The sequence below is a fragment of the Streptomyces sp. NPDC059454 genome, assembly GCF_042749965.1.
GTDB lineage: Bacteria > Actinomycetota > Actinomycetes > Streptomycetales > Streptomycetaceae > Streptomyces.
Genome location: NZ_JBHYVC010000019.1, coordinates 53,105 through 67,579, shown reverse-complemented (window position 1 = coordinate 67,579; position 14,475 = coordinate 53,105). Strand labels below are relative to the sequence as shown.

Sequence of the window (14,475 nt, the reverse complement as noted above, 5' to 3'; positions counted from 1 at the left end):
GTGGTCAGGCGCCCGCGGGGACGGGGACGGGGTCCGTGCTGTCGGCGGCCTCCAGCTCGCGCACCAGGGGCAGGACACGGCGGCCGAAGTACTCGACCTCCTCGTGGTAGTGGAGGAAGCCGAGGAGGAAGAGGTCGACGCCGAGCCGCTTGTAGGCGACGATCCGTTCGGCGATCTGCTCGGGGGTGCCGATCAGCCCGGTGCGGAAGCCGTCGTTGTACTGGACCAGGTCCTCGAACGTGGAGTCCTGCCACATGCCCTTGCCGTCGGCGGTGGACCGGCCGGCCTGCCCGACGGCGGCGCCGAAGCCCTCCACGGCCTCGGTGTCGGCGTTGGCGACGATCTCCCGGAGGGTTTCGCGGGCCTCGGCCTCGGTGTCGCGGGCGATCAGGAAGCCGTTGAGGCCGAACCGAGGGGGCCGCCTCCCGGCCCGGGAGGCGGACTCACGGACGTCGGTGAGCTGCTCGGCGACCCCGTCGAAGTCGCGGCCGTTGGAGAAGTACCAGTCCGAGACCCGCCCGGCCATGACGCGGGCGGCGGTGGAGTTGCCGCCCTGGAAGATCTCGGGGTGGGGGCGCCCCGGCGTGTTCAGCGGCTTGGGCTTGAGGGAGAAGTCGCGCAACCGGTAGAAGTCCCCGGCGAGTTCGGCATGGTCCTCGGTCCAGACGGTGCGCAGGGCGCGGATGAACTCCTCGGCACGACGGTACCGTTCGTCGTGCTCGAGCCAGGGCTCGCCCAGCGCGGTGAACTCCCCCTTGAACCAGCCGCTGACCACGTTGACCGCGAACCGGCCGTTCGACAGGTGGTCGGCGGTGGCGCCGAGTTTGGCGAGGACGCCCGGATGCCACAGGCCGGGGTGCACGGCGGCGATGACCTTCAGGCGCTGGGTGGCGAGCAGGAGAGCGAGGCTGAAGCTGGTCGACTCGTGCTGGTACTCGGCACCGTAACTGGCCATGTAACGGACCTGGCTGAGCGCGTACTCGAAGCCGTTGTTCTCGGCGAGGACGGCGAGTCGCCGGTTGTACTCGTACCCCCAGTCGGTGCGCTGCTCGATCGTACTGGTGACCAGACCGCCACTGACATTGGGGACCCAATAGGCGAATTTAACGGGCTCTGCGGACATGCGGAACTCCTCGTGCGGAATTCAAAAGGGATTTCGGGCGCGCCGAATTCAGGGGGCGCTCGGGGCGCGGAATTCAGACGGTGAAGGGGGAGCGACGCGGGGCCGGCCGGAGGGCGGGCGCGGCGGCGGGAACGGGCGGCGGACCGGAGGGATCAGGCCGCGGCGCGACAGCAGGAGCTGGAAACGCGCGCGAGGTCGACGTGGCGTCGCCGCGTGAGATCCAGTCGCATCGTCATGTCGACGATCGTGGCAGCCGCCGGCCGGGACCGTCAAGGAAAACCCGACCGGTCTCGTATCGCGGACCACCGAATTTCACGAAGGCGTGACAGGAAAACCCTTGAACGGGCGGTAAGGGCATCCGCATTCTGTTGCCGTGCGGACAGAACAACTGGAATACATCGCGGCCGTGACCCGGCTGGGTTCGCTGCGCCGGGCGGCCGAGGAACTGCGGCTGTCCCAGCCCGCGTTGAGCGAGACGGTACGGAACCTGGAGCGCGAGCTGGGGGTCGATCTGCTGGAACGCAAACGCTCGGGAGCGACGATGAGCGAGGCGGGCCGGGAACTGCTGCCGCGCATCGTCGACGTCCTGGACGCCGTGGACCGGTTGCGGGCGGCCGCGGGCGAGCAGCACCGCGTCCGCCGCATGGTGCGCGTCGGTACGGTCAACGCGGCGACCGTGCCGCTGCTGGTGCCGGTCGTGCGGGAGTTCCGCGCCGCGTATCCGCTCACCCAGGTCGAGGTCGTCGGCGCGCAGCAGGGCGACATCCAACGGGCGCTGCTGGAGGGCGGTTTCGATCTGGGGCTGGTGAACCACCTGGAAGGTGACGACATGCCGGCCGAGTTCGAGTCCACACCGTTGCTGCGCGGCCGGCCGGTGGTGTGCCTGCGCCCGGACAGCCCGCTCGCGGCCCGGGCGGAGGTGTCGGCGGACGACCTGCTCACCGAGCCGTTGATCGTCATGCGCTCGGGCTACGTGATGCACCGTTACGTGCACCGGCTCCTGGCGGGGCGCTCCCCGGCGTTCGCGTACTCCACCGACGGCGCGGAGATGGGCAAGCTGATGGTCGCCGAGGGACTGGGGGTGACGGTGCTGCCGGATTTCAGTGTCGTCGGGGATCCGCTGGAGCGGCAGGGCGCGCTCGTGTGCCGGCCGGTCGCGGGCGACCCGGCCGGAGTGCTGCTCGTACTGCGCCGGCGCAGGTCCACGTCGGTGCCGCTCGCCGCCCGGGCCCTGCACGAGGCGTTCGTGCGGCGGGCACGGCTGCTGGGCGGTGCGGTCAGCCGGCGTCCTGGGACGTGACGATCACGAGGAAGGCGTCCGACTTCAGATCCATGACGACCCTCGCGGGCTCGCCCTCGGCGCGGCGCCGGGCCGCGTACTCCTCCGCCGGCCACGATCCGCGCGGGGATCCCGCGGGGAAACGCTTCAGCACTTTCGCTCCGGTCACGGCAGCCATGAGAGCGGACACCTCCGGTCGACATGCGGCTTCTCGTCCATCCTCTTCCGTATGGTCCGCTTGCCCCGAACGGAAGCGTGCATGTACGAGGCCGGCGGTTCCGGGGAAGTGATCGCGCAGCACCGCACGCGACACGAGGAGGACGCCATGACGGCACCGCGGGACGACGCCGGGCCGGGACCGCTCTGTCTGGTCACCGGGGCGACGGGTTACATCGGCGGACGGCTCGTGCCCGAACTCCTCGACGCCGGCTACCGGGTGCGCTGTCTGGCCCGTTCGCCGGACCGGCTGCGCGACCATCCGTGGGCGGGCCGTACGGAGGTGGTCCGGGGCGACGTCACCGACTCCGCGTCCGTGGCCGCGGCGCTGGACGGCGTGGACCTGGCGTACTACCTGGTGCACGCGCTGGGGGCGGGCCGCGACTTCGAGGAGACGGACCGCCGGTCGGCACGGATCTTCGGCGGGCGGGCCCGGGAGGCGGGCGTGCGGCGCATCGTCTACCTCGGCGGGCTCACCCCGGCGGGCGTTCCCGAGCGGGAACTGTCGCCGCACCTGCGGTCGCGGGCCGAGGTGGGCCGGATCCTGCTGGACTCGGGCGTGCCCACGACCATGCTGCGGGCCGCGGTGGTGATCGGTTCGGGATCGGCCTCCTTCGAGATGCTGCGTCACCTCACCGAGCGGCTGCCGGTGATGGTCGCCCCCAGGTGGGTGCACACCCGGGTCCAGCCGGTCGCGGTGCGCGACGTGCTGCGCGCCCTGGTGGGCAGCGCGGGCATGCCCGAGGACGTCAGCCGGGCCTTCGACATCGGCGGCCCGGACGTGCTGACGTACCAGGACATGATGGTGCGGTACGCGGCCGTAGCCCGGCTTCCGCGCCGTGCGATCGTACCGGTGCCGATACTCACGCCCGGCCTGTCCAGTCACTGGGTGGGCCTGGTCACGCCGGTGCCCGCGTCCGTCGCCCGGCCGCTCACCGAGTCGCTGCGGCACGAGGTGGTCTGCCGGGAGCACGACATCGCGCGGTACGTGCCCGACCCGCCCGGCCATCCGCTCGGCTTCGAGGAGGCGGTGCGCCTCGCCCTGAAGCGCGTGCGCGAGGCCGATGTGGCGACCCGGTGGTCGTCGGCCTCGGTGCCCGGCGCGCCCAGCGATCCGCTGCCCACCGACCCGGACTGGGCGGGCGGCAGCCTGTACACGGACCGCCGGGAACGGACCGTGGACGCCTCGAGGGAGTCCCTGTGGCGGGTGATCGAGGGCATCGGCGGGGAGAACGGCTGGTACTCCTTCCCGCTCGCCTGGGCGGCGCGCGGACTGCTGGACCGGCTGGCCGGGGGCGTGGGGCTGCGCCGGGGGCGGCGGGACGCCGCACGGCTGCGGGCCGGCGACTCGCTGGACTTCTGGCGGGTGGAGGAGATCGAGCCGAACCACCTGCTCCGGCTGCGGGCCGAGATGCGGCTGCCGGGACTGGCCTGGCTGGAGATGTACGCCGAGACGGACGACGCCGGCCGCACCCGGTACCGCCAGCGCGCCCTGTTCCATCCGCACGGGCTGCTCGGGCACCTGTACTGGTGGGCCGTCTCCCCCTTCCACGCCGTCGTGTTCGGCGGTATGGCCCGCAATATCGCGCGGACCGCGGCGAGGACCGGGAGCGGTCCGAATTCCGCCGGGAACTCTACACATAAAGGGAAAATAAGGGCAAAATGAACTCACGCGGCTCTTACCGCATACCGCCCCAGACGCGGTCAGGCCTGCTAGTCAAAGGAGACGACTCATGGCCAACGTCTCACACCCGCGCGGTGACATCACGAGCCACCCCGATGCTCCCGAGATGCGGGAACGGTACGAGCGCATGCTCGGCGGTCGCGATGTGGCCCTCGTGGACGGACCGGTGTTCCTGCTCGGTCTCTACTGTGCGGTGTCCCCGTGGATACTCCACTACACGACGAGCCAGCCCGCGCTCGTGGCCCACAACCTGATCGTGGGCATCGCGATCGCTCTGCTCGCCCTGGGGTTCACCGCGGCCCCGGCGCGCATGTACGGCCTCAGCGGGGCCATGTGCGCCCTGGGCCTGTGGATGATCGTCTCGCCGTGGATCGTCGGCACCGACCCCGACGCCGGTGTCGTCTGGAACAACATCGTCATCGGCGCCCTCACCCTGATCCTGGGCACGGCCTGCGCCGCCACGGCCGCCAAGAGCACCCGCCGGCCGTAGGAGGACCACGAAAGGAGCCGAGCGCCGGTCCGCGCCGGTCGCGGACCGGCCCTTTCGCGTCCGGGCGGGACCGTCCCGGCCGCCGGGGGCGTACGCGGTGCGGCGGAAGCCGGGGAAAGAAGGGGTGCGACGGAGACCGACGGCGTCATCAGCGCCGTCGTCACCGGGACGGTCATCGGCGTCCCGGGCCGGCTCGTGGTCCCGGGTCGTCAGCCGGGGGCCTCTGGACGATCCTCGTCGGCGTCGTCGCCGCACTGACCGGTCCGGCGGTCGCGGCGGCCTTCGGGACGGCCGGCGCCAAGGGCGTCGACCGGGTGGAGCGGCCGGCCCGGATCGGCCTCGCCGGGCCGCGCGAGGACCGGCCGCCGACGGAATCCGGCGGTGCGCCTCAGCGGCTGGACAGCCACCGCTCGTACCGGGCCACCGTGGCGTCCCGGGTCTCTTCGAGCGGCGCCGGCGTGATGGCCGCCGGCAGGTGACTGTCCGCCGTCAGCGGCTCGTGTACACGTAGGGCGTGGTCGTGGTCAGAGGGGTGAAGCCGAGGCGTTCGAGGATGGGCCGGCTCTGGCCGGAGGCGTCGACCTGGAGGTAGCGGTAGCCACGGTCCGCGGCGACCCGGGCCCGGTGGGCCACCAGTGCGCGGTAGACGCCCCGCCCACGCCAGTGCCGTACGGTGCCGCCGCCCCACAACCCGGCGAACGGAGTGCCCGGCACCAGTTCCATGCGCGCCGCGCTCACCGGTTCGTCACCGGCCATCGCCACGACGGCGACGACGGTGCCGGGGTCGGTGGTGAGCCGGTCGAGCAGGTGCCTGCGGAGCCCGGACGCGTCGGCGCCGAACGCCCTCTCGTGCACATCGGCCACCAGGTCGGCCCCCGTCCGGTCGGTGACCGACACGATGCGGACACCCGCGGGCGGCTCCGTGTCGAGGACGAGATCGGCCACTTCGCCGACCATGAGCGTCTCGACCGGCTCGGGGACGAATCCGGCCGCCACGAGCCGCCGCCCGAGGTCCGCCGGCAGGTCGTGTCCGTACAGCTTCCACTCGAACTCGCGGCCGAGTCCGGTGAAGTGCGCGATCTGCTCCGCGATCGCGGCGTCCGCGTCCGCCGCCTCCAGGGCGGACCAGACGACGCCGTTCCAGCCGTGCGCGGGGCCCGTGTGGCGCACCACGGCGCCGACGCGCGCGACCTGCGCACCGGGGCCGTCGGGCCGCGCCCCCTCGCGCATCTCGCGGTCGAACAGGGCGAGTACAGCAGTTTGATCCATACGGCGCACCCCACCACGGGGCGGTACCCGGGGCAACGGGATTACCGTTGCTCCCGGTCAAGCGTGGCGAGGAGGCCGGACCATGGTCGTGCGGGACGAGGAACTGCCGTATCTGCGGCGTTGTGTGGAACTGGCGGCCGAGGCGCTGGAGTCCGGTGACGAGCCGTTCGGTTCGGTGCTCGTGGCCGGGGACGGCACCGTGCTCGCCGAGGACCACAACCGCGTGGCCTCCGGGGACCGCACCCGGCACCCCGAGTTCGAGCTGGCCCGCTGGTCGGCCGCCCGGATGACCCCCGCCGAACGGGCCGCGGCCACGGTGTACACCTCCGGCGAGCACTGCCCGATGTGCGCCGCCGCCCACGCCTGGGTGGGCCTCGGACGCATCGTGTACGTCGCCTCCTCCGAGCAGCTGACGTCCTGGCTCACCGAGCTGGGGGTGCCCGCCCCGCCGGTGCGGACGCTGCCCGTCGCCGAGATCGCCCCGGGTGTGACCGTGGCCGGGCCCGTCCCCCGGCTGGCGGAGGAGGTCAAGGCGTTGCACCGGCGGTTCCACCGCGGACGCGGCTGACCCGCGGGGCCGGTCGTTCCTCCGGGCGGTTCAGCCGTATGTCCGCAGGCGGGCGCGGCGGTACAGGGCGACTCCGCCCGGGGAGAGCGCGGCTCCGGTGCCGAGGACCGGGAGCGTCCGGCCGGCGCCCGTGCCGGCGAGGGCGGGGCGGGTGCGCGGCGGCGCGGCGATCACACCGCTTCGGGCAACCCGTCTCATCGGTTCCCTGCCTTTCGAAGACGGCCGCGGGCGTTCGCCCGCACCGGACAGAACGCGGCTGCGGCATCCGGGTCACGGCTCCTCCGTACGCCGCGGCCGGTCCACCCCGTCGGGCGTCCCGCCGCTCGAACCCGGGCAAAGGCCGTCGAACTCGTGGCGGCCGGACACCGCACCGGAGCGTCCGGTGTGCCGTCGCGGGGCCGACGGGCGGGAGCCCCGGGGCCCGCTTATGGTGGGCGAGGGCGCCGGTCGGGGCGTCCCTGGAGGCATCGATGCTGGCCAAGCTGTCCGAGCGACTCCTGGTCCGGCGCTGTGCGGTGCGGCCCTCGGTCCGGCGCTGCGCGGCCGCCGGGGCGGTCGGGCTGGCCCTGCTGGGTACGGGGCTGACGGTCACCGGCCGGGCGGATTCCGACCTCGCACGGTTCTACGACCAGAAGATCACATGGGCGGCCTGCGAGAACACGGACCTGCCGAAGGACATGCAGTGCGGGACGGTCACCGTGCCGCTCGACTACGCGAAGCCCGACGAGGGCACCCTCGAGCTGGCCCTCGCCCGCTACCGCGCCTCCGGCGAGCCACGGGGCTCGGTGCTGCTGAACTTCGGCGGCCCGGGCGGTTCGGGGGTGCTGGGACTCGCCCAGGGCCGCGAGGACTTCCTGGGCCTGACCGAGGACTACGACGTGGTCTCCTTCGACCCGCGGGGCGTCGGCCGTTCCGCACCGGTCAGCTGCGGCGCCGACGCCACCGGTCAGGCGCTGGAGGCCACCGCCGGCGAGGAGATGGCGGATCCGCGCGACACGCTGCGCAAGCTGCGCGAGGTGGCCGCCGAGTGCGCCGAGCACTCGGGCCCGGTCCTCGAACACATCGGCACCGTGGACGTCGCACGCGACCTGGACGTGATGCGCCAGGTGCTCGGCGACGAGAAGCTCAACTACCTGGGATTCTCGTACGGCACCCGGCTCGGCGCGGTGTACGCCGCCCGGTTCCCCGAGAAGGTGGGCCGCATGGCGCTGGACGGCGTGGACACGCTGACCGAGCCGCTGGCCGAGCAGGGGCTGGCCGGTGCCAGGGGACAGCAGACCGCGCTGGACAACTTCCTCACGTGGTGCACCGAGGAGCTGTCCTGCCCGTTCGGGCAGGACGCGCGCGCGGCCCGCACGCAGGTCGTGGAGCTGGTCGACTCGCTCGACGAGAACCCGGTGCCGACCGACTTCGGTTACGAGTTCACCGGTCAGGACCTGGCCGCCGCCATCGGGCAGGGCCTCTACACCAAGGAGACGTGGCCGCTGCTGCAGCGGGCGCTCGCCCAGCTGATGGAGGACGGGGACACGCGCGGGGTGGAGGCCCTCGCGACCGGAGGGGTGGCGCTGCCCGTGCCGCGGCGGGCCGACCACCCCCTCGTCGACGAGGAGGACGTGCCCCTGGACAACCTGCCGGCGGCGCTGATGGCGGTGAACTGCGCGGACGACCCCCATCGCCCGGACGCCGAACGGCTGACCCGGGACCTGGCCCGGCTGCGCAGCGCCTACGAGGAGGCCTCGCCGGTCTTCGGGCCGTACCGGCTCGCCCAGGTGGTGCTGTGCTACGGCCGCCCCAAGGGGACCGACTACATCCGCGAGCAGGTCAAGGACCTCGACACGCCGAAGATGCTGCTGGTCGGCACCCGGGGCGACCCGGCCACGCCGTACCGCTGGACCGTGGAGACGGCCGAGCGGCTCGGCCCCTCCGCCGTGGTGCTGGACAACCGGGCCGAGGGGCACACCGGCTACGGTGCGTCCGAGTGCGTCCACCGCAAGATCGACGACTTCCTGCTCTACGGCTCCCTGCCGCGCAGCGGCAGTTCCTGCGGCTCCGAGGACGGCGGCCGTGTCTGAGCGGCTGCCCGGCCCCAAAGACGCACAGGCCGTTTCGCCCCGAATGCCCTGTCGGTGAATCCGCCCTATGGTGCTGTCATGGAGCACGATCTGAGTCCCGCGACCCTTGCCGAGCTTCGTCGCCCGCGCCCCTACCCCGCGGTGTCCGTGCTGACGCCGACGCACCGGCGCGAGCCCCTCAACACCCAGGACGCCGTCCGGCTGCGCAACGCGGTGGCCGAGGCCAAGAAGAAGCTGGAGGCCGATCCCGCGGTCACCCGGGACCGGCGCGCCGATGTGGCCCTGCAGCTCGACCGGGCCCTGACCGAGGTCGATCTGTCGCACTCGGAGGACGGCCTGGTCATCTTCGCCGCCCCGGGCGAGCACCAGGTGTGGTCGCTCGCCCGCGCCGTGCCCGAGCGCATCGTCCTCTCGGACACCTTCCTGACCCGTAACCTCGTCTCCGCCCACACGGCGCAGCGACCGTTCTGGGTACTGTCCGTGTCCGCCGACCGGTGCACCCTGTGGAGCGGCGGCGTGGACCGGGTCACCGAGGAACGCGCCGGCGGCTTCCCGCTGATCCGGGAGCAGCGGAACTTCGACCCCGAGCGGCAGGAACAGGTCGGCGACCAGCCGAGCAACTTCCGTGACGAGGACACCCGCCGGTTCCTGCGGGACACGGACACCGCGATGGGGAAGCTGCTGCGCGACCACCCGCGACCGCTGTACGTCACCGGTGAGCCCGCCGCCCTGTCCCTGCTGGGCGAGGCCGGCAGCGTGGCCAGGGACGCCGTGCACGTCCCGCACGGCGGGCTGGCGCACGGCACGCCCGAGGCGGTGTGGCAGGCCGTGCGGCCGGTGCTGGAGACCGAGGCCCGCAAGAGCGCCGAGGACGTGGCCCGGTCGCTGGAGTCGGCCCGGGGGCGCAAGGAGTTCGCGGCCGGCGTCGACGAGCTGTGGCAGAGCGCCCGGGAGGGCCGGGTCCGGCTGCTGGCCGTGGAGGAGAACTACCGGATCACGGTGCGCGACACCGGCGACCATCTGGTCGTCGCCGAGGACGGTGACCTGGACGCCCGCGCGGACATCGTGGACGAGATCGTCGAGCAGTGCCTGGAGACCGGCGCCGAGGTCCGCTTCCTCCCGGACGGCGCGCTCGGGGACGCGGACGGGATGGCCGCGGTGCTGCGCTACTGAGGACGGGGCGACCCCCCGGTCACCCGCATGCAAACACTTGTCCGACGAACGCGCGAGCGAGCGGTGGCGGGTGACCGACGGGGCGTCATATCCCTTGCGTACCATGGGAGTTGAGACGCCCATGGCGTCTCTGACGTATTCCCGCCGGTAACCCGTTGAAGACGGTGGCATATGCCCTGGGCACCGCCTTATCGTGTGTTGCCGAATCCCTTACAGGCCGTCGCGGGCTGTGCGACAGTCGTAACGGTCCCTCCCTCCGCCTGAAGGCCGTACCGTCCCCGCATCGGAGCGCGTCATGCCGTCCCACCTCTCCGCGGACCGCCCAGCCGCCCAGCCGTCGGAACGCGGCCCGGTCGACGCGCTCATCTCGCAGACCCGGCGGCTCAAGGGCGAGGTGGACGCCGTACGCCGTGACGCTCCGGCCGACGCGGCGGACCCGCGGGAACGCTGGCGGCACGCGCTGTACGATCTGGCGCTTCATCAACTGGACGACCTGGACCGTCACTTGGCGCAGCTGCGGGACGACCCGCTGCCCGCCTCGCGGCACGACTCCCCGGTCAGCCCGGTCGGCAGCGCGGAGTGGGACCTGCTCACGGACGAGGTGCGCTGGTCCGGGGAGCTGTACCGGATCCTGGGCCGCGACCCGGCCGCCGCGCCGCTCACCCTCGACGAACTGCCCTCGCTGGTCCTCGAGGAGGACCGGCCCGGGCTGACCGCGATGGTCACGGACTGCCTCGTCGACGCCCGGCCCATCGACGGGGAGTTCCGCGTCGTACGCCCGGACGACGGCGTACGGACCGTGCACATGATGGGCGAACCGGTACTCGGTGCCGACGGCAGCACCGCCTCCATGTGGGCGGTGCTGCGCGACGTCAGCGAACTGCGCCGCTGCCGGCGGGCGGTGAGCGAGACCCGTGACTCGCTGCACCGCCGGCGGGACGCCGCCGCGCGGACCGAGCACCGGCTCGCGGTCGAGCTGCAGGAGGCCGTGCTGCCGACGTGGCACGGCCCCCTGCGGCTCCCGCCGGCCGGCCCGGGGACCCTCGGCCTCGCCGCGGCCCACCTGCCGCCGTCGGCGCACGCACGGATCGGCGGGGACTGGTACGACGCCCTCGAGCTGCCCGACGGGACGACGCTGCTCGGCGTCGGCGAGCTGACCGGGCACGGTGTCGGCGCGGCCTCGGGCATGGCGATGCTGCTCGGCGCCGTACGCGGCATGGCGATGACCGGCACCGCACCGGGGCCGCTGCTGGCCTGTCTCAACCGGTTACTGGACACCACCGCGCAGCCGGCCCTGGGCAGCGCGGTCTGTCTGCGCTACCGGCCCAACACCCGTTCACTGCTGTGGGCGCAGGCCGGGCACCCCGCCCCGCTGCTGTTCCGCGGCGGGACGGGGCGGGCGCTGGACGCGCCGGACGGCGTACTGCTCGGCGCCGTCTCGGGAGCCTCCTACGGACAGGCCGAGGAGACCCTCGAAGCCGGCGACGTACTGCTGCTGCACACCGACGGGCTGGTGCCCGGGCACGCCGGAACCACGGCCGTCCACCGTCTGCTCGCACTGGCCCCGCGCTTCGCCGCCGCCCGCACCGCACAGGACTGCGTGCGGGTGGTGGCGGAGGAGTTCGGCGAGCGGGAGCGCGACGACGCCGCCTGCGTGCTCGTCGCCCGGGTCGCCCCGTAGCGGGCCCCGCGGGCCGGGCCGCCCTCACGTCTGGGCGCTGCCGCCCTTGCCCCTGGGCCTGGGCAGCACCAGTTCGATCTCCTCCCTGAGCTCCTGGATCCTCGGGTACGAGGCGTACTCGGCGGTGAGCCGGTACATCTGGCGCAGCCGGTCCCAGGTGCGGCGCGAGGAGTTCTGGCCCATCGACACCAGGGCGAGGCGCGCGAACCGGTCCGCCTGTTCGGGGTCGTCGGCGATGAAGCACGCGGAGGCCATGGACAGGAAGTCGAAGATCTTCGACCGCTGCTGCGCCTCGCCCCGCAGCGCCAGCGCCTTGTCCGCGTAGTGCTGGGCGTGCGCGGCCGCGTCCGGCTCGAACTCCGCGAGCGTCCGGTAGGCCAGGGCCTGCATGCCGTACAGGTCCGCCTCGTTGAACAACTGCATCCAGTTCGGCGGCGGCACGTCCCCCTTGTCGGAGACGAAGAGGTCCTCCGCCCGGCCCAGGGTGCGGCGCATCGCCTGGCCCTTGCCCATGGACGCCTGTGCCCAGGCCTCGATGGTGTGGAACATGGCGCGGGTGCGGGGCAGGACCTCCTCGCCCGAGCCGGACTGGGCGAGCTTCATCAGGTCCATCGCCTCGTCGGGCCGGCCCAGGTGCACCATCTGCCGGGCCGCCCGGGACAGTGCCTCACCGGCGCGCGGCCGGTCACCGCCCTCCCGGGCCGCGTGGGCGGCGATGACGAAGTACTTCTGGGCCGTGGGTTCCATGCCGACGTCGTGCGACATCCAGCCGGCGAGGACGGCGAGGTTGGCGGCGACGCCCCACAGGCGCCGCTGGAGATGGGGTGGGTGGTGGTAGGCGAGGATGCCGCCCACCTCGTTGAGCTGGCCGACCACCGCCTTGCGCTGGAGACCGCCGCCCCGGGCGGCGTCCCAGGCGCGGAACACCTCCACGGAGCGCTCCAGTTCCTCGATCTCCTGCGAGCCGATCGGGGCGGCCTCGTAACGGTCGAACCCGGCGGGTTCTGCGCGCAGGGGGTCGTCGAGTCGGGGAGCGTCGGCGGTCAGGGCCGGATCGGTGTGCAGCCAGTCGTGCATGGCGCTGCTGAGTGCGGAGCCCGCGGTGAGCGCGGCACCCGCGCCCACCAAGCCGCGTCGGTTGAGCATGAGGTCCATTCCCGTGAATTCGGTGAGGACCTCGGCTGTCCGCTCGGGCGCCCACGGCACTCCGTCGGGATGTTCCGCACTCCCGGGACGTGGCCGTTTCCCCGTACGCCCGTGCCGGACCAGACCGAGATCCTCGATGGTCACGACACGGCCGAGACGCTCGGTGAACAGGGCCGCCAGCACCCGCGGTACGGGATCGCGCGGGATCTCTCCCATGTCGATCCAGCGCCGCACCCGGGAGGTGTCGGTCGCCAGCTGGGGGTGGCCCATGGCCGCCGCCTGCCGGTTGACCAGCCTCGCGAGTTCGCCCTTGGACCAGCCGGCCAGGCCGAACAGGTCCGAGAGCCGGGTGTTGGGTTGTCCGCTCACGTCAAGCCCCCAGGTTCTCGGCTGAGTTGACAGTAGCCCGGTGGGGGTTGCCGGGCGACTATTCGCCAGGGTTCGCCAGGGTGCGCCAGATGGTGTGCCAGGGGACATCGGGTGTCGAGTAGGAACGCGCCACCACGACCCCGTCGCCCCAGGGGCATTCCCCAGGGTGCGTCCGGGCGGCCGGGCCGGGTGGTGCGCTGACGTCGCAGGCACACGAAGGGATCTGTATCACCCATGTACGCAGCATCGTCCTCCGTGTCCGCCCCGCCCCGGCCGCTGCGCCCCCGTCCGTCGGACAGCGGCCCCTACCTCGCCCCCGCGCGCCCGGCGAACCCCGTGCTCGGCTCGGGCAACGTACGGCGTACCGCGGGACCGGGCACCCAGCCGCTCAGCGGGAGGCTCGACCTGTCCGGCCCGCAGGGCGCCCAGCTGCGCACGGCGATCGCGTCGGTGCACCGCATCTGCCCGGAGTTCGCCCCGGTCCAGGTGCTGCGCCGCACCGGCCGGTCCGTCCTGCTGGTCGGGACCACCGGCCGGAGCACCGCGGTCGCCAAGTGCTTACTGGACCACTCCCCCGCGTGGAGCGAGCGGATCCGCCACGAAATAGCGGCATACCGCTCGTTCGTCCGGCACCGCCCGCCCGTGCGGGCGCCCCGGCTGATCGCGGCGGATCCGGACAACGGCACGCTGGTGATCGAGCGGCTGCCCGGCCGGGTGGCCGCGCTCCAGCGGCACCCTGTGGAGGCACCGCCGCGGGCGGACATCAGGGCGGCACTCGGCGCGATCTGCCGGCTGAACTCCTGGCGGCCGCCGGCCGGTACGTTCGACGCGCCACTGGACTACGCGGCCCGCATCTCCCGGTACCACGAGCTGGGTCTGCTCACCGACCGGGACCTGGGCGACCTGCAGAAGCTGCTGCACGGCATCGCGCTGGCGACCGGACGGCAGGGCATGGGCCAGTTCTGCCACGGCGACGCCCTGCTGTCGAACATCCTGATCTCACCGGCCGGTCCGGTGCTGGTGGACTGGGAGTACGCGGGCTGGTACCTGCCGGGCTACGACCTGGCGACGCTGTGGTCGGTGCTGGGGGACGCGCCGGTGGCGCGGCGTCAGATCAGCCAGATCGCCCAGTCGGCGGGGCCCGCCTCACGGGACGCCTTCCTGGTGAACCTGATGCTGGTGCTGACCCGGGAGATCCGTACCTATGAGACGGCCGTACAGCGTTCGATGCAGGACGCCTCCCCCGCGGCCCCGTCCGGCGAGGAACACCGGCTCCTCCTCCGCCGCCTCCACGACGACTGCCAGATGGCCCGCCGAGCCGTACGCGCGGCGGTCGGCACCCGCTGACCCGGCTGCGGGCGATCGTGCCGCCGGTGCGACACGGGTGGGCGCGGCGGCACCCGGC

The 14,475-nt window shown here is 73.0% G+C and carries 14 protein-coding genes and 1 pseudogene; 9 read left to right on the top strand and 6 right to left on the bottom strand.

What is annotated here, in order from left to right; genetic code table 11:
• Positions 1-4 precede the first annotated feature (4 nt).
• Positions 5-1,123, bottom strand: a complete 1,119-nt coding sequence (gene sfnG, locus ACFXAE_RS15935; RefSeq protein ID WP_384714091.1) for a dimethylsulfone monooxygenase SfnG — start codon at positions 1,121-1,123, stop codon at positions 5-7.
• A gap of 152 nt (positions 1,124-1,275) precedes the next feature.
• On the bottom strand, positions 1,276-1,353 hold the full coding sequence (locus ACFXAE_RS15930; RefSeq protein ID WP_384714267.1) for a putative leader peptide: 78 nt from the start codon (positions 1,351-1,353) through the stop codon (positions 1,276-1,278).
• A 143-nt stretch (positions 1,354-1,496) separates the two neighbouring features.
• Between ACFXAE_RS15930 and ACFXAE_RS15925 the strand changes: the two genes are divergently transcribed.
• Entirely contained in the window at positions 1,497-2,423 is a 927-nt protein-coding gene (locus tag ACFXAE_RS15925; RefSeq protein WP_384714088.1) for a LysR family transcriptional regulator, read from the top strand.
• Here ACFXAE_RS15925 and ACFXAE_RS15920 read toward each other — a convergent pair.
• Complete coding sequence (locus ACFXAE_RS15920; RefSeq protein ID WP_384714085.1) at positions 2,401-2,580, bottom strand: hypothetical protein; 180 nt, start codon at positions 2,578-2,580, stop codon at positions 2,401-2,403. The two genes, ACFXAE_RS15925 and ACFXAE_RS15920, sit on opposite strands and share 23 nt — an antisense overlap.
• A 147-nt stretch (positions 2,581-2,727) precedes the next feature.
• Between ACFXAE_RS15920 and ACFXAE_RS15915 the strand changes: the two genes are divergently transcribed.
• From ACFXAE_RS15915 to ACFXAE_RS15905, 3 genes and pseudogenes are all read left to right on the top strand, one after another.
• Complete coding sequence (locus ACFXAE_RS15915; protein ID WP_384714082.1) at positions 2,728-4,284, top strand: SDR family oxidoreductase; 1,557 nt, start codon at positions 2,728-2,730, stop codon at positions 4,282-4,284.
• A 67-nt stretch (positions 4,285-4,351) separates the two neighbouring features.
• Entirely contained in the window at positions 4,352-4,792 is a 441-nt protein-coding gene (locus ACFXAE_RS15910; protein ID WP_384714079.1) for an SPW repeat protein, read from the top strand.
• A 147-nt stretch (positions 4,793-4,939) separates the two neighbouring features.
• Positions 4,940-5,136, top strand: a pseudogene (locus ACFXAE_RS15905) (GlsB/YeaQ/YmgE family stress response membrane protein); the annotation flags it as partial.
• 145 nt (positions 5,137-5,281) lie between these two features.
• On the opposite strand, the gene ACFXAE_RS15900 reads toward ACFXAE_RS15905, so the two are convergent.
• Entirely contained in the window at positions 5,282-6,061 is a 780-nt protein-coding gene (locus ACFXAE_RS15900) for a GNAT family N-acetyltransferase (RefSeq protein ID WP_384714075.1), read from the bottom strand.
• Between the two features lie 82 nt (positions 6,062-6,143).
• Between ACFXAE_RS15900 and ACFXAE_RS15895 the strand changes: the two genes are divergently transcribed.
• Positions 6,144-6,629, top strand: coding sequence for a nucleoside deaminase (locus ACFXAE_RS15895; protein WP_384714072.1), 486 nt, complete (start codon positions 6,144-6,146; stop codon positions 6,627-6,629).
• Positions 6,630-6,659: 30 nt separating this feature from the next.
• On the opposite strand, the gene ACFXAE_RS15890 is transcribed toward ACFXAE_RS15895, so the two are convergent.
• Positions 6,660-6,827 carry a hypothetical protein gene (locus ACFXAE_RS15890; protein WP_384714069.1) on the bottom strand — a complete coding sequence of 56 codons (168 nt, stop codon included), beginning with the start codon at positions 6,825-6,827 and terminating at the stop codon, positions 6,660-6,662.
• 272 nt (positions 6,828-7,099) lie between these two features.
• Here ACFXAE_RS15890 and ACFXAE_RS15885 point away from each other — a divergent pair, with 272 nt between their 5' ends.
• The 3 genes from ACFXAE_RS15885 to ACFXAE_RS15875 all read left to right on the top strand — a co-directional run bounded on the left by ACFXAE_RS15885 (position 7,100) and on the right by ACFXAE_RS15875 (position 11,555).
• The gene (locus ACFXAE_RS15885; RefSeq protein WP_384714066.1) at positions 7,100-8,701 is read left to right on the top strand and encodes an alpha/beta hydrolase; all 1,602 of its coding nucleotides are present in this window, start codon (positions 7,100-7,102) and stop codon (positions 8,699-8,701) included.
• Positions 8,702-8,779: 78 nt separating this feature from the next.
• A complete protein-coding gene (locus ACFXAE_RS15880; RefSeq protein WP_384714063.1) occupies positions 8,780-9,874 on the top strand; it encodes a chemotaxis protein in 1,095 nt (364 codons plus the stop codon).
• 295 nt (positions 9,875-10,169) lie between these two features.
• A complete protein-coding gene (locus ACFXAE_RS15875) occupies positions 10,170-11,555 on the top strand; it encodes a PP2C family protein-serine/threonine phosphatase (protein WP_384714060.1) in 1,386 nt (461 codons plus the stop codon).
• Positions 11,556-11,579: 24 nt separating this feature from the next.
• Here the strand turns inward: ACFXAE_RS15875 and ACFXAE_RS15870 are convergent, their stop codons facing one another.
• On the bottom strand, positions 11,580-13,070 hold the full coding sequence (locus ACFXAE_RS15870; RefSeq protein ID WP_384714057.1) for a hypothetical protein: 1,491 nt from the start codon (positions 13,068-13,070) through the stop codon (positions 11,580-11,582).
• Positions 13,071-13,304: 234 nt separating this feature from the next.
• Between ACFXAE_RS15870 and ACFXAE_RS15865 the strand changes: the two genes are divergently transcribed.
• Entirely contained in the window at positions 13,305-14,417 is a 1,113-nt protein-coding gene (locus ACFXAE_RS15865) for an aminoglycoside phosphotransferase family protein (RefSeq protein WP_384714054.1), read from the top strand.
• Positions 14,418-14,475: the final 58 nt, after the last annotated feature.

Bases quoted from the DNA above. Each gene is read 5' to 3' on its own strand.
- ACFXAE_RS15900 (WP_384714075.1), bottom strand. From the start codon at position 6,061: ATGGATCAAACTGCTGTACTCGCCCTGTTCGACCGCGAGATGCGCGAG.
- ACFXAE_RS15885 (WP_384714066.1), top strand. From the start codon at position 7,100: ATGCTGGCCAAGCTGTCCGAGCGACTCCTGGTCCGGCGCTGTGCGGTG.
- ACFXAE_RS15930 (WP_384714267.1), bottom strand. From the start codon at position 1,353: ATGCGACTGGATCTCACGCGGCGACGCCACGTCGACCTCGCGCGCGTT.
- ACFXAE_RS15895 (WP_384714072.1), top strand. From the start codon at position 6,144: ATGGTCGTGCGGGACGAGGAACTGCCGTATCTGCGGCGTTGTGTGGAA.
- ACFXAE_RS15865 (WP_384714054.1), top strand. From the start codon at position 13,305: ATGTACGCAGCATCGTCCTCCGTGTCCGCCCCGCCCCGGCCGCTGCGC.
- ACFXAE_RS15920 (WP_384714085.1), bottom strand. From the start codon at position 2,580: ATGGCTGCCGTGACCGGAGCGAAAGTGCTGAAGCGTTTCCCCGCGGGA.
- ACFXAE_RS15875 (WP_384714060.1), top strand. From the start codon at position 10,170: ATGCCGTCCCACCTCTCCGCGGACCGCCCAGCCGCCCAGCCGTCGGAA.
- ACFXAE_RS15880 (WP_384714063.1), top strand. From the start codon at position 8,780: ATGGAGCACGATCTGAGTCCCGCGACCCTTGCCGAGCTTCGTCGCCCG.
- ACFXAE_RS15910 (WP_384714079.1), top strand. From the start codon at position 4,352: ATGGCCAACGTCTCACACCCGCGCGGTGACATCACGAGCCACCCCGAT.
- sfnG (WP_384714091.1), bottom strand. From the start codon at position 1,123: ATGTCCGCAGAGCCCGTTAAATTCGCCTATTGGGTCCCCAATGTCAGT.
- ACFXAE_RS15915 (WP_384714082.1), top strand. From the start codon at position 2,728: ATGACGGCACCGCGGGACGACGCCGGGCCGGGACCGCTCTGTCTGGTC.
- ACFXAE_RS15890 (WP_384714069.1), bottom strand. From the start codon at position 6,827: ATGAGACGGGTTGCCCGAAGCGGTGTGATCGCCGCGCCGCCGCGCACC.